General features: G+C 48.0%; 12 protein-coding genes. 6 read left to right on the top strand and 6 right to left on the bottom strand.

Annotated features, from left to right (window positions below; translation table 11 throughout):
* Window positions 1-1,611 (bottom strand): UvrD-helicase domain-containing protein (locus ACE1CM_RS39720; RefSeq protein WP_374884545.1); only part of this gene is annotated, 1,611 nt, incomplete at its 3' end.
* 89 nt (window positions 1,612-1,700) lie between these two features.
* Here ACE1CM_RS39720 and ACE1CM_RS39725 point away from each other — a divergent pair.
* Window positions 1,701-3,095, top strand: coding sequence for a serine/threonine protein kinase (locus ACE1CM_RS39725; RefSeq protein WP_374884546.1), 1,395 nt, complete (start codon window positions 1,701-1,703; stop codon window positions 3,093-3,095).
* A complete protein-coding gene (locus ACE1CM_RS39730; protein WP_374884547.1) occupies window positions 3,092-4,861 on the top strand; it encodes a glycosyltransferase family 39 protein in 1,770 nt (589 codons plus the stop codon). Before ACE1CM_RS39725 ends, ACE1CM_RS39730 begins: the two co-directional genes overlap by 4 nt.
* A gap of 79 nt (window positions 4,862-4,940) precedes the next feature.
* On the opposite strand, the gene ACE1CM_RS39735 is transcribed toward ACE1CM_RS39730, so the two are convergent.
* Window positions 4,941-6,011, bottom strand: coding sequence for a RuBisCO accumulation factor 1 (locus ACE1CM_RS39735; protein WP_374884548.1), 1,071 nt, complete (start codon window positions 6,009-6,011; stop codon window positions 4,941-4,943).
* Between the two features lie 226 nt (window positions 6,012-6,237).
* Between ACE1CM_RS39735 and ACE1CM_RS39740 the strand changes: the two genes are divergently transcribed.
* From ACE1CM_RS39740 to ACE1CM_RS39755, 4 genes are all read left to right on the top strand, one after another.
* The gene (locus ACE1CM_RS39740) at window positions 6,238-7,185 is read left to right on the top strand and encodes a response regulator (RefSeq protein WP_374884550.1); all 948 of its coding nucleotides are present in this window, start codon (window positions 6,238-6,240) and stop codon (window positions 7,183-7,185) included.
* Entirely contained in the window at window positions 7,182-7,886 is a 705-nt protein-coding gene (ubiE, locus tag ACE1CM_RS39745) for a bifunctional demethylmenaquinone methyltransferase/2-methoxy-6-polyprenyl-1,4-benzoquinol methylase UbiE (protein ID WP_374884552.1), read from the top strand. The genes ACE1CM_RS39740 and ubiE overlap by 4 nt, the downstream gene beginning before the upstream one ends.
* Window positions 7,887-7,988: 102 nt before the next feature.
* Complete coding sequence (locus ACE1CM_RS39750; RefSeq protein ID WP_374884554.1) at window positions 7,989-9,218, top strand: DUF445 domain-containing protein; 1,230 nt, start codon at window positions 7,989-7,991, stop codon at window positions 9,216-9,218.
* A gap of 693 nt (window positions 9,219-9,911) precedes the next feature.
* A complete protein-coding gene (locus ACE1CM_RS39755; protein ID WP_374884555.1) occupies window positions 9,912-10,169 on the top strand; it encodes a hypothetical protein in 258 nt (85 codons plus the stop codon).
* 300 nt (window positions 10,170-10,469) lie between these two features.
* On the opposite strand, the gene rsgA is transcribed toward ACE1CM_RS39755, so the two are convergent.
* The 4 genes from rsgA to dnaK are packed head-to-tail and all read right to left on the bottom strand — an operon-like array spanning window position 10,470 to window position 15,060.
* Window positions 10,470-11,648, bottom strand: coding sequence for a small ribosomal subunit biogenesis GTPase RsgA (gene rsgA / locus ACE1CM_RS39760; protein ID WP_374884556.1), 1,179 nt, complete (start codon window positions 11,646-11,648; stop codon window positions 10,470-10,472).
* Window positions 11,649-11,915: a sulfurtransferase TusA family protein gene (locus ACE1CM_RS39765; protein WP_374884557.1), complete on the bottom strand. Its 267-nt coding sequence runs from the start codon at window positions 11,913-11,915 to the stop codon at window positions 11,649-11,651.
* Window positions 11,912-13,045 carry a molecular chaperone DnaJ gene (gene dnaJ, locus ACE1CM_RS39770; protein WP_226580057.1) on the bottom strand — a complete coding sequence of 378 codons (1,134 nt, stop codon included), beginning with the start codon at window positions 13,043-13,045 and terminating at the stop codon, window positions 11,912-11,914. The genes ACE1CM_RS39765 and dnaJ overlap by 4 nt, the downstream gene beginning before the upstream one ends.
* A 53-nt stretch (window positions 13,046-13,098) precedes the next feature.
* On the bottom strand, window positions 13,099-15,060 hold the full coding sequence (dnaK, locus tag ACE1CM_RS39775) for a molecular chaperone DnaK (protein WP_374884558.1): 1,962 nt from the start codon (window positions 15,058-15,060) through the stop codon (window positions 13,099-13,101).
* Window positions 15,061-15,128: the final 68 nt, after the last annotated feature.

Raw genomic sequence — 15,128 nt, forward strand, 5'->3', positions numbered from 1 at the left:
GGGGGGGGGTGACACCCTATCTCCTTGGTTCTGGTTGTTTTTTTTTTTAAAACCCCCCTCTTGGTTTTGGGGGGGGGGGGGGGAAACCAGCTCTCCCTTGTGCAGCGAGGATGGTAATTGATCAAGCCCCCCCTTGGTAAGGGGGGGTTGGGGGGGATCGCCCAATAACTCTATTGCTCTTGCGCCAATCAATTGCACCGTCTGATGAATATCGCGGGGCGTATAGATTTCTAAACCTTTCCCTTCCGGATGAGGATTGGCATCTGGTTGGGGGTCATCTGCCGCAACTGGGTGAATAATTTGATGACGAAACGGTTGTTCTGTTCCGGCTAATTTCGAGCGATTAACCCAGTCTAAAACAAAATTAGCTGCCTCGATAATAATCCGACTGCTGCGACCAGCAACATCCATTGTCGCCAGCAGTCCTTGAGTTTCGCATTCCGAACAAAATTGGCGAAAATAAATCGGATCGGCGGGTGTAAAAGTCGAATTAATCGCTTGATTTGGATCGCCTACTCGCACTAAGTTGATTTTCGGTAATTGGTAATTGGTAATTGGTAATTGGTAATCGGTAATTGGTAATTGGTAATTGGTAATTGGTAATTGCTCCTCTGCTCTCCTGCTCACCTGCTCACCTGCTCCCCTGCTCACCTGCTCCCCTGGGCTATCAGTTGCGAGAATTTCTAATAGTCGAGTTTGCAACGGTGAAGAATCTTGAGCTTCGTCTTCAAAGACGGCGAAAACTTGCTTTTGCCACAAACGCCTTGCGCTGTCATTTTCTAATACGCGCAAAGCTGCCAAAATCATTTCGTCGTAGTCGATAAAGTCTCGACTTTTCAACAAATTCTGATACTGTTCGTATAACCCGGCTGCGATCGCTAGTATCCCATACCCATCCCTCCCTTGTTCGCTCAATCTCCATAAATCGTCCGGTAAATAACCCGAACTTTTCGCTTCGTGTATTACTATTTGAGCCAGATTTGGCAATACTTCAGTCCGCAATACCGACTGGCGGCGCAACCTTTCCGTTTCTTCCCCATCAAATTGTTGCCCTTCGAGTAAAATTTGATACCTTCTGGGATTGTTGGCAATCCATCTGTCTACCGCCGCCCGAATTAAACGGTGACTTTGATTCGGCGTTACGACAGTTAGATTGTCCAAATTTATTCCCGATAAATCTGAATGGCGGGCGGCAATATTTAAGGCTAAACCGTGTAGAGTCTGGACAATAAATCCAACTTGTGGTAACGATAAATCTTTTTGCAAGCATTCGCGAATTTTCGCTTTAATATTGGCAGGAGCAGAACGAGTAAAAGTAACTACGATTAATTGATGGCGGGAGTGGAGTTGATTGCGCGCGATCGCGATCGCCGCTGCTACCGCCATCCCTGTAGATTTTCCCGCACCGGGAACGGCCCAAACCGCTAATGGCCCCCCTTTCCAATCCGCCATTGACTGTTGTCCTGGGCGCAGGCGGTTTCGCAGTCGCTGCACAGCTTCTTCGCGCAACTGAGAGGCAAAACCTGCATAACTCCCTGGAGATTGTCTATACTCAGAATCTGACGCCGACGAAATTGATTGCGGATCGATATCATTAGGATCGATTGACATTTTCTATTAGCCGGAGCAACAACAAACGCAAACTTTTTCTATATAGCCACATAGGATCAAATTTACAACCTCCAAGTGGAATCAGCTTTATGGAACTGCTTCACCAACCGGGAGAAATTATTGCCCAACGGTATCAAATTGTCAGCATTTTGGGGCAAGGTGGTGTGGGAACGACTTACGAGTCGGTTGACTTGCACGCAGGAAAGCACGTAGCACTCAAAGAATTGTCGCTACAGCGAATTACTGACTGGAAAGCTTTAGAATTATTTGAACGGGAAGCGCGGGTTTTATCCCATCTCAACCATCCGGCAATTCCCCGCTATCTGGATTACTTTCAGGTAGATACGCCTTCCCACCAAGGTTTTTATTTGGTGCAAGAATTGGCGAATGGGCGATCGCTTTATTCTCTCGTCCAAGATGGTTGGCACGCCACGGAAACCCAAGTGCGCCACATCGCCGCCCAAATTTTGGATGTCCTCAACTATCTGCACTCCCTGACGCCACCCGTCATCCACCGCGATATCAAACCGCCAAATATCATCCAGCGCGACGACGGACAGATATTTTTAGTGGATTTTGGTTCCGTACAGGCCAAGTATCAAAATACTCTTACCGGCAGGACTGTAGTGGGAACCTACGGTTATATGGCACCGGAACAATTTCGGGGACAAGCATTTCCCGCTTCCGATTTATACGGAGTGGGGGCAACGTTGTTATTTTTACTCACCCACCGCTTGCCCGCCGAATTATCCCACCGGCAGCTGAAAATGGATTTGCGATCGCGTCTAGACCTTTCCCCAGAATTCGCCGAATGGTTGCATAAACTCCTAGAACCCGCCGTAGAAGACCGTTTTTCCTCTGCCAAGCAAGCGCGCGCAGTTTTGCGGGGAGATGCTGCTATTACCCCAAAACGCACTCGTCCGGCGCGCAGTCGCGTTATTTTGACTAAAAACGATCGGCAACTGGTAGCAGAAATTCCGCACGGGTGGGGATACTGGGATGTAGGCGAATGCGTCATCGCTTTGATTTTGCTGGTGATTGGATATCACTTGATCTCTTTGATGCGCTTTACTTTTATTAGTCCGTTAATCTGGATTTTTCCCCTAGTTGGTATCATCCCCTCGATGTTTGGAGTCGTAAAGTTAGTAAAAACTACGTTCAAACTCATGGGTAAAACAAAACTGGAGATGGAAAGAAAATCTTTCCGGTTACGCTACTCTTTACTCGGCTTCTTTTACCAAGTCCAAGGGCGGACGCAGGACATAGATCGGGTAGAATTAAATCGGTTTATGCGGTTGCAAGATCGGTTAGCGGCTTTGTTGACTAATGAAACGCCCCAACCTTATACGGCGTGCAATTTAATTGAAGGAATTCGCACCCACCGAATTGGGGCGTGGTTAACGCCACCCGAAAAAGAATGGTTAGGACAAGAAATCGCCAATTTCTTAAGAAAACCGCTGCATAGCCCCAGTTTGACGCGATGAAGATTTCCTATCACTATCTGGGTTTGGCATTAGTAATGCTAGTAGGGATAGGGTTGCGGTTTTGGCACCTAGACTTTAAACCCCTATGGTTGGATGAAGTCATTACCGCTTTAATGAGTTTGGGACGGAATTATAACGATGTCCCATTACAGGAATTGCTTCCGATTGAAACAGTCAGGCAAATTTTTACCCTCAATTGGGCGGCTACCTGTCCCCAAATTGCTCACAATTTGGTTACCCAGTCAACCCATCCGCCGCTATTTTTTTGCTTGATGCACGCTTGGTTAAGGGCAGGTTTAACGATATTCTCTGCTTTTGGAGACAGATTTGGGTTAAACCCGCCCCTACAGTACGAAACCCTGGGTAACGATTTGCGATCGCTTCCTGCTTTATTTGGAGTCTGTGCGATCGCAGCTATATATTATCTCAACCGCATCGCCTTTTCCAAAGCTTCTGGACTCACCGCCGCTGCGGTAATGGCGGTTTCTCCCTTCGGCGTCTACCTCTCCCAAGAAGCACGTCACTACACTCTACCAGTATTGCTGATAACTTTATCCTTACTAATACTAATCCAAATTCAACAAGACATCGAAAAACAGCGCTGGCGATTATCAGTTTGGATCGCTTGGTTAGCCATAAACAGTATCGGTTTTTACGTCCACTACTTTTTTATCCTGGCCTATATCGCCCAACTCGTAACTTTATGCGGTATATTCTACAAAGTAGATCATCAATCATTGAATATCTTACCAGCCAACCTGCCTTTAATTATTACATTTTGCCTATTACCCCTAATATTTTTCATCCCTTGGCTACCATTAATGCTGGGCGATGTAGGTCGTCCAGAAACAAATTGGATACCCCAACCTAATAATATCCTCCCCTTTTTCCAAACTTTAGTAGGTTGGATATTAATGGTGATTGCATTGCCGGTAGAGAACTACCCGCTTTGGATAGCAATTACCGCCGTAATTTTAATGCTTTTATTTGGAATATGGCTGTTTTTGCATATTTTTAAAGGATTAAAGAAACTGTGGCAAACAACCGACACCCATTCGAGTACTTGGACGCTTTTATGTTTCACCGCTTGCGTGTTGCTAGAATTCTTTGCCATAGTCTATTTAATGGGTAAAGATATCACAGTAGTTCCTCGCTATAACTTTGTTTATTACCCAGCTATTTCCGCTTTACTAGCAGCCAGTCTAGTTATCCCAACCGATGGTAAAATGGCATCTATAAAGAAATTTATCTCCCTACCCGCGTCGCCTTGTCCCCCGGTTTTCTCCCTGACTCCCTCTCCTACTTTTACCCGGCTTTCCTTGGTTTTATTGGTAGGCATTATTAGCTGTATCTTTGTGGTTTATGATTTGGCCTTTCAAAAGCCTTACAACCCTCAAGAAGTTGCTAAAAATATGAACGTAGAACCTGGATTACCCTTGGCGGTTGTGATGGGATATAACGATTATCAAGATGTTGCTTTGGGTTTGAGTTTTGCCCTAGCTTTGGATAAAATTAGAGATGAGAAAATAGCGGGAACATACCTAGCATTTTACGAGCGATCGCCTAACTACCTATCAGTTTTGCAAAGCTTGTCCCAAATGTCACCACCTACAACAACTCAGCTTAATTTATGGCTGGTGATTCCAGGTCTAAAACCTAAAGATTATCCACCCAATCTACCACTTTCAGGTGCAACAACTTGCACCATCGACCCCACAAAGCACTACCGCCTCGGCATTCCCTATCAACTTTATCGCTGCCAATAAAATTGCTAATCGCTAATTGCTAATTGCTCATGGGAATATTTGACTGATCTACCATTAGCCATTAGCTATTAGCCATTAGCTATTCATCAATTTGCCACAAATCTTTAGTCACCTCTTCATCCAAAATGCGCTTTGGACGCATCACGACGATAACCTTTCCCAAGATGGGAATATCGATTTCTTCTTCCAACCACTGGATTTGCAATTGCTCGGCTTGTTCGACGATAAAATAACTATTAGCATCCCATTCCCGTGCAGCGCGATCGCAAACAACTAGCAATTCTTCCCCGCTGCTAGTTTGTTGGTTGGGAAGTAAAGAGCGATCGCATAAAATACCCACAGGATCTTCCGCACCTAAGATCACCTGCCATCCAGGTATCGCTACCCAAGCACCATTACCGGCAAACTTGACAATCCGGAAGGCGCCGCTTTCGTCAATCATCGGCACAGCTTTAAATTCCCCAGCGCCCAAAGGCAGTTTACCCGCAAGGGGGACAATGCGGGGTAATTCTTCTTCTGAATCCAGGCGGTAAACGGGTAAAGTGGGTGCAGGACGCTTAGGCGTGACGGTAAAATCGGTTAACAGTTTTTCGACTTGTTGGCGTGCCGTATCGCTGTGAGCAAATCTTAACCCACTGGCGATCAGACGCGATCGCGCTTGCAAATCCGACTGCTGTCGCGCTAATTTCCAGTACATATACGCGAGGGCATCTCCAGGATGGTTGGAAAACCCATTCGGTAAAGTCCGCAAGCGGGAAAACTCTTTCATCGCTTTAGCGACTTCGCGGGAATCTGTAGAATCGAGCTTGTGTGCTAAAACAAACGTAGCGGCGGCGGCGCGTTCCGATTGGCTGAGAATGCGAAACTCGTATAATGTATCGCTACCGATGCGCTCAAAATGCTGGCGCACCTCCTCCGATACCCCAGCACTCACCATACTGGTGTAAACTTGAGCAGCCACGATGACTTGATTTTGCTGGATTGGCTCAAACCCAGTTTCTTCAAAAATCTTCTGGGAACCATAGCCCCCCTTTTGCAGCGTAGCGCAAGCTTGTCCCCACTCAACCCAAGTGCCTTCTTTGCGTCTGAGGCGCAGCAGTAAAGATTCTAACTCGTTCGGGTTGGGAGCATTGGGTGAAAACTCGGTCATAAAACCTCACAAAGTCGCGATCGGTGCGATCTTTTCAAACTGTACCGCGATCGCGACCTCAACAACCCTACCAGCTAACGAGTATGGCAAAAACCGAGAATACCCGATATCCAAGCGTAGCCATCTGGGGTAGATTAGGTTATGCATTGCTTACATTTTACTCTGGACGTTGTTTAAGAAATCAAAACGTTTAAACGATCTTAGACAACCCGTTCGTTAGATTGTTATGGATAATAGTATTCCTGAGCTAGAGAGCATTCGCCGTCAGCTAATGAGCGTAGAACGACGCAAAAAAGCCAAAATGCTGGTTGTAGATGATGAGCCAGATAATTTAGATCTGCTCTACCGCACCTTCCGGCGCGATTTCAACGTCCTCAAGGCAGAAAGTGGCATTCAAGCATTAGAAGTGCTTGCTGCTGAGGGCGAAGTTGCTGTAATTATCTCGGATCAGAGGATGCCGGAGATGAAGGGAACCGAGTTTCTCAGCAAAACCGTACCCAAATTCCCCGATACGGTGCGAATTATCCTCACCGGGTTCACCGATATCGAAGACTTGGTAGACGCCATCAATTCCGGACAAGTCTACAAGTACATTACCAAGCCTTGGGACCCAAACGAATTAAAGGCGGTAGTACAGCGGGCGGCGGAAACTTACGAAGTCCTCAAACAACGCACCGAAGAACTGCGTCGCGCCCAAGCGCAAACGGCTTTGCTTTCTACAATCGTACAGGTTGCCCAAGCATCGGCGAAGGTAGAAGATTGTTTAGAACCGATTGCTCAGGCGTTTGGCGAGAATTTTAGCGCCGATGGCTGCATCTTGCAAATGGTGGAAGGCGGTAGTTTAAGTTCTGCTGCTGGTATCTACAGTGCTGACGGTGCGGTGGTAAACTGGCTGGCAGCAGATTCCTTGGTGAAAGATGCGATCGCTAACTCCCAAATCCAAGTTTCCCTCAACATACCATCCGATCCCCCTTTATCAGCCCTCGAACATTACTCGCAGACGGGAATTCAAGCGCATCTAGTTACCCCAATTGTCTATCGAGGTAAACTATTAGCGGTTTTATCACTGCAATGGAAAAAACCCTGCCAATTGCGCGAAGATGAAGTCAAGCTGATCCATCTATCTGCCCAACAGGTAGCCCTCGCCATCACTAGCACCCGCGCCGCTGCATGAGTATCGATACCCAAGCGAATTACATTCGCACCATTTTCGACCGCATCGCCCCAGTTTACGACTCGCTCAACGATTGGTTAAGCTTGGGGCAGCATCGCATTTGGAAGCACATGGCGGTAAAGTGGAGCGATGCTAAACCGGGAGATACTTGTCTAGATCTCTGCTGCGGTAGCGGCGATCTGGCTCAAATCCTAGCACGGCGCGTCGGACTTGCAGGCAAGGTGAAGGGAGTAGATTTTTCCCCAGCACAGTTAGCAAATGCTTCTACCCGCGTCGCCGCCTGCTACCCTTTGCTTCCCATTGACTGGGTGGAAGCAGACGCCCTCAATTTACCCTTTCCCGACAATTATTTCGACGCCGCTACAATGGGTTACGGACTGAGGAACGTCACCGATATTCCCCGCGCCTTGCAGGAATTGCACCGCGTCCTCAAACCCAACGCCAAAGCTGCTATCCTAGACTTCCACCGCCCCAATAATTCCACCCTCCGCAGTTTTCAGCAGTGGTATCTGGACAACCTTGTTGTCCCCGCTGCCCAACAATTCGGCCTAACTGAAGAGTACGCCTACATCAGTCCCAGCTTAGATAAATTTCCCACAGGCTCAGAACAAGTGCAACTAGCGAGGCGCGCCGGATTTGCCGCAGTTACTCATTATCCCATTGCCAGCGGCATGATGGGTGTTTTGGTAATTACCAAATAGAATGGAAAGAGGGAATGGGTAATGGGTAATAGGTAATAGGTAATAGTTCCCCCCAATTACCCATTACCAATTACCAATTACCCGCTAGTTGATAATTCCAAGTTGAATATATCCGACCTCTGGCTATACATCAGCCCTCCGATACTGGGTACAATTATCGGCTATTTCACCAATGATATAGCCATCAAAATGCTCTTCCGTCCTTATCGAGCAATATACATCGGTAAGCGACGACTTCCGTTTACCCCCGGTTTAATTCCCGCGAACCAAGAACGACTCGCAAAGCGAGTTTCTGATACGATCATGGGGTCGCTCCTCACCCCAGATGAATTGCAAAAACTGGCGCGGCGCTTGCTACACACCGAACGGGTGCAAGCAGGAATTCTCTGGTTGTTGCGGTTGGCGCTCGATCAAATTCAAGGCGATAAGGAACAAAAAACTGCTAAAATATTAGCAGCGATATTGCGAGATTTGTTGAGCGAATCTTTGCCGCGCTTGCTCAAAGTATTGGCTCGCCGCGATGATTTTTTGGAAGCGCAAATCAATCAAATATTTGACCAAATTTTAATAGATTTCCAACTAACCGAACAGCAATCTGGACAGCTAGCCGATTGGTTATTGCATGTAGTTCTACCGCCGGATGTGGTGCGTTTGGCTATTATTGATTTTTTAACCGACCGCAACATTCAAGTAATTGATGAAGGGTTTCGCGAGAAAACCAGCGGTACTTATTGGGTAGTAGCAAATTTATTTGGATTGAGAAATACATTAACTCGCCTGCGAACATTTTGTTTGGATGAAAAAGAGATATCGAATCAGCGCCTAGCCGAGTTAATGCAATCATTAGAATTGCGCGATCGCCTAAAACGCTGGTTGCACAATCTATCATTACAAAATCTCCCCATTTCCACCGTCCGCCAGTTGCGTAAAACCATTAAAGACAGCATTCGCAGCTATATTCAAAATCGCGGAGGCGACATAATGCAAGGGTTAAGCGGTTCAATTAACTGGGAAGAAACAGCCGCTTTAATATTAAGTCGGCTGCGAAATTCTGCTGTCGTACATACTTCTTTAGAAGTTATGAGTCAAGAACTCGCTTTAGTTTTGGAACGCTATTTAGAGCGAGATTTAGAAAAAATAGTCGCTCAAACGATTCCAATTTTGAATATCGACCAAGTGATTATTGAACGAGTTAAAGCCACCTCTCCCGCCGATTTAGAAGCAGCAATTGAAGGAATTGTCAAAAATGAATTGCAAGCAATTGTTAATTTAGGCGGGATTTTAGGCTTTGTGGTGGGGTTGATTCAAACTGCTTTGCTACTGCTGCGGTGAAGCGAACAATTAAGTATGTTAACCCAAGTTGCTAGTTATAACTATCGTGGGTTGATAAATTGCTAATCGCTAATTGCTAATTGCTGATGGTAATATTTTTCGGTTCTACCATTAGCCATTAACTATTAGCAGCTATAAAAAGATAACTAGCAACTTGCGTTATGTTAGTACAAATAAACTGATAGCTGGACGGGCGAGACGCCCATCCCACAAGAACAGGACTTACGCAACGTCTCTATATGTAGGGTGCGTTAACGCAGTGTAACGCACCATCTCCACCATATCTGGAGTTGCTGCGTAAGTCCTGAAGAATTGCCACTAGGTATGTGGGGTGGGCAGATTCGCCCGCCCATCTTTTGCTACTCGGTATCTGGTTATATCATGTCCCTTCCCATTGGTTGTGTATGGTAAGGGAGAATGTTACCCCAGGGGCGGATTTTACAGACAGAAACCGGGTTTCTGTGAAAAATTGAGATCTAGGTCGAAACCCGGTTTCTTCAGAAACCGGGTTTCTGTGAAAAATTGTTGAGCAAGGAAAGAGATCTAGGTCGAAACCCGGTTTCTGACCTCGTGAAACCCGCCCCACAGAACAAACGGGACAAATAAAAATTTCTAATTGCGTCCAAAATATCCTGACAACAATTCCAACTTGGGGAATACAGACATATACATCGGATAACAGAAAACGCAAACATGGCAAAAAATCCAATATACAACAAATTATACGCAAGCCTGGACGAATTCTGCAAAGATTTCCCTTGGGCAACCAAGAAAGACTGGTGGGATCACAATGCCAGCATCAATAGCGGGAACCAAATCCAAGATCCAGTTGATTCCGCAGATTTCAAAGGTCGAGGCATGGATTATTGCTTGTCACACAAAAACAAAAAAGTTGATGATAAGTGCGACAAGGTTGGTTGTGTAGAGTTAGGTTGTGGTGGTGGTAGGTGACAAAAGGTTTTCGAGGCCGCTGATAAATATTTGAGTAAAATAAACATAATACCCAGATACCCGACTTCTCTGAGAAGTCGGGTATCTAGTACCTCAAGTTGCTAGTTATAACCTTTGGCGGCAAAGAAACTAAGGTGATCGGAAAAATCGTAAGTTTGACAGCGAGAAATCGACGCAGAAACCGGGTTTCTAACTGAGGTAATTGGGAATTGGATTCATTGGTGGTGGAATCATGACAATTACCAATTACCAATTACCAATTACCAGCGTCGTTGGATTTAACTAGCAACTTACGTTAATTCAAATATCGGTATCTTGATACAATTCTTCCAATTTTTGTTGCTCGGTGCGCCGGGAAGGACGGCGATATTTTTTACTTTCTAACCGGGGTTCGTACTGACTTTTTCCCCGTTTGGTTTTTAATTTTAGCACTGCATCCCGATCTGATTGTTGGTTCAATTTCTCTTGACGCGCGATCGCATCAGAGAGAAAATCCAAGTAATGCTCGTAACGCTCCCACTCTCCCCGCACTGCACAGTTCGGTTCATCGCAATGCAGACAATCGCTAAACTGACAGGTATCCCTCTCTAAGCGCTGTCTGGCTTCGGGAAAATAAAACGCTAACTCTTCTGGACTAGAATCTAAATCTGGTTGATTAAAACCGGGCGTATCTGCGAGTAACCCGCCTGTCGGTAATTCAAACAATTCTACGTGTCGCGTAGTGTGACGCCCCCGGCTGAGTTTCCCGGAAACTTCTCCTACCCGTATGTTGACATTTGGAATTAAATAGTTTATAATGCTGGACTTACCCACACCGGAAGGCCCAGCGAGGACGGTGATGCGATCGCGCAGGCTGTCTTTTAGTTGTGCTAAACCAGTGCCGGTGAGGACGCTAATCGGGATCGCTTCGTAGCCCCAGGATAATATGCGAGCCCGCCACTCCTGGATCTGTTCTTCTGTGACCAAATCGCTTTTATTCAGACAAAGGCTGACATCCAACCCAGTCGTCTCGGCTTTAACTAAAAATCGACTCAGCTGGTAAGGTTCTAAGGGTGGATCTGCCAGGGCAAAGACGAGCAGAATTTGGTTAGCATTGGCGATTGGCGGACGATCCAGTTCGGTTTGGCGGGGGAGAATATCTGCGATCGCACCCCTACCGCCGATCCAATCCGGTTCTTCCACGATTGCGCGATCGCCCACCATTACCTGCTGCCCGATTTTTTTCAACCGCGCCCTGCGGGTGCAAAGCAATTTTGCCTTGCTAGACTCGGCGTGGCTAGTTCCCTGGCGGGAGCCTGGGAACGCGGATTTTGCATTGCTAGACTCGGCGTCAAATTTTCCCGGATTTTCGGTTTCGCTGCTATTTTCCCACCCAGAATCTATTTTTACCTGATAGTAATTCGCTTGGACTGCCAGCACTGTCCCCAACAGCGGGGTCTTGCTGCGTTCCGAATTTGGCTCTGGGTATTTTTCAGCCACTCAGCCCTCGGCGGGGTTATTGGCTTTCTGCCGCACTTTCAAGGCAAAAAAGCCAGCGCGGTCTTCAATTTGTTCTATTTTATACCCTTCCATCCTCAAACTATCGGGTACTTGCTCGATGGGCTCTCCCCCATCCAGCCACACTTCCAGCAGTTGACCGGGTGCCATTTTTTCTAGGCGAAGTTTAGTCCGCACAAAATTAATCGGGCAAGGGGTGCCGCGCAAATCCATTTGGGCATCGGGAGTCAACAGGGTTGGGTTACTCATTTGTGAAAGAAATTCCCCAAAAATCCTTCTATACCGCCTTTACCAGTCCGTTCACCCTTAATTTTAGCCAACTTTTCTAACAGTTCCCGTTCCTCAGCGGTGAGGCGATTGGGTATTTCGATGCCCACGGTAATCAGGTGGTCGCCGCGACTGACTGGATTGCCCAAACGAGGTACGCCGCGATTTTCCAGCTTCAGCACCGTATTCGGCTGAGTGCCGGGGGGAATCGTTAGTTCTTCCGGGCCATCAACCGTGTTCACTTGGAGGCGACAGCCTAAAATTGCTTGGAGATAGCTGATCTGAATTTCCGACAGGACATTGATGCCATCCCGTTGAAACTCTGGATCGGCATTCACGAACAAGTATACGTATAAATCCCCTGGTGGGCCACCCCGCTGTCCGGTATCTCCTTCTGAGGCTACGCGCAAGCGGGTGCCGTCATCGACTCCGGCGGGAATCGTGATTTTAAGTTTTTTGGTTACTTGCTTTTGTCCTTTACCTTCGCAAGCTTCGCACTTGTCTTCGATTACCTGTCCGGTGCCGTTGCAGGTGGGACATACGGAAACCTGGGTAAAGCTGCCAAAGGGGGTGCGGGTGACGCGCCGAACTTGACCCGAACCGCTACAAGTCGAGCAAGTGCGAGGGCGAGTCCCCGGTTTAGCGCCGGTGCCGCTGCACACTTCGCAGGTTTCTAAATGGCTGATGCGGATTTCTTTTTCGCCGCCAAATACGGCTTCGCGGAATTCCAGCTTTAGATCCAGGCGCAGATCGTCTCCGCGCGCTGGGCCGCTGCGCCGCCGCCCAGCGGTGGTTTGAGTTCCCATGCCGCCAAAGCCGCTAAAGAAGCTTTCAAAGATGTCGGCGAAGCCACCTATATCGCCTAAATCTTGGAATCCACTGGCGGCTGCACCGGAGACGCCCGCTTCGCCAAAGCGGTCGTAGCGGGCGCGGGTTTCTGGTTCGGAGAGGACTTCGTAAGCGCGGTTAATTTCTTTAAAGCGCTCCTCTGCGCCCGGTTCCTTATTCACGTCGGGGTGGTATTTCCGAGCGAGGCGGCGGTAGGCGCGTTTAATTTCTTCTTTATCGGCGGATCGATTAACGCCGAGGATGTCATAGTAGTCGCGGGGCATAGAGCGCTCTTTGCTGGGGAATTTTAACTATTAGGACTTGCGATCGCATTCTGCTAGTCTACGGCTTCGTAGTCAGCACTGACCGTATTGTCTTCCAGATCGAAATTGAAATCGTCTTCTTCATCGGGGGTTGATTTTATATACTCCCCTGGAGCGGCAGCGGCTACCGTTTCAGATTGGTCTGAGTATTCATCCCGACTGCGATTTGCTTGCTGGTACACGGCGGCACCGATGACAAACAGGGTTTGTTGGAAGTTTTCGATCTGCTGCCGCATATCATCTATCCCAATTCTAGGGTTGGCGATCGCGGCTCGCAGTTCTTCTGCCTTTGCCCGTGCTTCGGCCTTTAACTCTGAGCTGATGAATTCGCCATTCTCTTTGAGCGTAGTCTCATAGCTATAGAATAGGCTATCGGCTTGGTTTTTGAGTTCGATCACCTGCCTGCGCCTGATATCTTCCTCGGCAAATATTTCGGCTTCTTGGCGCATCCGTTCGATTTCTGACGCCGTTAAGCCGCCCGTATTCGTGATCCGGATGCTTTGCTCTCTGCCGGTCCCTTTGTCTCTTGCCGCCACTTTGAGGATGCCATTGACATCGATCTCGAAAGCTACTTCGATTTGCGGCACGCCGCGCGGTGCTGGGGGAATCCCTGCCAGCAGGAAGCGGCCCAAACTTTTATTATCTTTCACCAGCGCCCGCTCGCCTTGCAATACGTGGATTTCTACTGAAGTTTGACCGTCGGTGGCGGTGGAAAATATTTGTGCCTTGCTGGTGGGGATGGTGGTATTGCGATCGATAATTTTGGTGAATACTTCTCCCAGAGTTTCGATGCCCAACGACAGGGGCGTCACATCTAACAAAAGTAAATCTTTTACTTCTCCACCCAGCACCCCGCCTTGAATCGCTGCTCCCAATGCTACAGCCTCGTCGGGATTGACCGATCTGTCTGGTGCTTTGCCGCCAAAAAACTGGCGAATCCCATCTTGGACTGCGGGAATGCGGGTTGAACCGCCCACCAGGATAATCCGGTCAATGTCATCCGGTTTCATATCCGCGTCTTTGAGCGCTTGGGTGACGGGTTCGATGGTACTTTCCACCAAATGCGCCACCAATTCTTCAAATTTAGCTCTCGAGAGGCTCATTTCCAGGTGTTTTGGTCCTGTCTCGTCTGCGGTGATAAACGGCAAGTTAATCGAGGTGTTGACCATGCTCGACAGTTCGATTTTGGCTTTTTCCGCTGCTTCCCGCAGGCGCTGGATCGCCATTTTATCGGTTGATAAGTCGATTCTCTCAGATGCCTTGAAGTTGTCCATCATCCAGCGCACCAGGCAGTTATCGAAGTCATCTCCGCCCAGATGGTTGTTGCCGGAAGTGGCCTTAACTTCAAACACCCCATCGCCCAACTGTAAGATCGAGACATCGAACGTTCCCCCTCCCAGGTCAAACACCAGAACCGTTTGGTCTTCGTGTTGTTTATCTAACCCGTAGGATAGGGCGGCGGCGGTGGGTTCGTTAATGATTCGCAGCACTTCGAGTCCGGCGATGGTGCCTGCGTCTTTAGTTGCCTGTCGTTGGGCATCGGTGAAGTAGGCAGGCACTGTAATCACCGCTTGCTCCACGGTTTCGCCCAAAAAGTTTTCCGCATCCTGCTTGAGTTTTTGCAGGATCATCGCCGATACTTCTTGGGGCGAGTAAGTCCGTCCCCGGACTTGGACATCGACGGTATCGTCTTTGCCTTTAATGCAGTTGTAGGGAACGCGCGAGCGCTCGTCTACCGTATCATCCCAGCGACGACCGATAAACCGCTTGATGCTGTATACGGTATTTTCCGCATTGGTAACCGCTTGCCGCTTTGCTAGCTGACCTACCAAGCGATCGCCTGCCTTGCCAAATCCCACGATACTCGGCGTCGTTCGCCCTCCTTCCGAGTTTGGTATGACAATCGGTTGACCGCCTTCTAAAACGGCTACACAACTATTTGTCGTGCCCAGGTCAATGCCTATGACTTTTCCCATAGATCGCCGCAGTGTAGTGGATGATTTTGTTGAGCGTTTTGGTTTGGATGCGTGGCTGTTAATCTAAA

The organism is Microseira sp. BLCC-F43 (assembly GCF_041929235.1).
Lineage (GTDB): Bacteria > Cyanobacteriota > Cyanobacteriia > Cyanobacteriales > Aerosakkonemataceae > Microseira.

Bases quoted from the DNA above. Each gene is read 5' to 3' on its own strand.
- ACE1CM_RS39725 (WP_374884546.1), top strand. From the start codon at position 1,701: ATGGAACTGCTTCACCAACCGGGAGAAATTATTGCCCAACGGTATCAA.
- ACE1CM_RS39730 (WP_374884547.1), top strand. From the start codon at position 3,092: ATGAAGATTTCCTATCACTATCTGGGTTTGGCATTAGTAATGCTAGTA.
- ACE1CM_RS39735 (WP_374884548.1), bottom strand. From the start codon at position 6,011: ATGACCGAGTTTTCACCCAATGCTCCCAACCCGAACGAGTTAGAATCT.
- ACE1CM_RS39740 (WP_374884550.1), top strand. From the start codon at position 6,238: ATGGATAATAGTATTCCTGAGCTAGAGAGCATTCGCCGTCAGCTAATG.
- ubiE (WP_374884552.1), top strand. From the start codon at position 7,182: ATGAGTATCGATACCCAAGCGAATTACATTCGCACCATTTTCGACCGC.
- ACE1CM_RS39755 (WP_374884555.1), top strand. From the start codon at position 9,912: ATGGCAAAAAATCCAATATACAACAAATTATACGCAAGCCTGGACGAA.
- ACE1CM_RS39765 (WP_374884557.1), bottom strand. From the start codon at position 11,915: ATGAGTAACCCAACCCTGTTGACTCCCGATGCCCAAATGGATTTGCGC.
- dnaJ (WP_226580057.1), bottom strand. From the start codon at position 13,045: ATGCCCCGCGACTACTATGACATCCTCGGCGTTAATCGATCCGCCGAT.
- dnaK (WP_374884558.1), bottom strand. From the start codon at position 15,060: ATGGGAAAAGTCATAGGCATTGACCTGGGCACGACAAATAGTTGTGTA.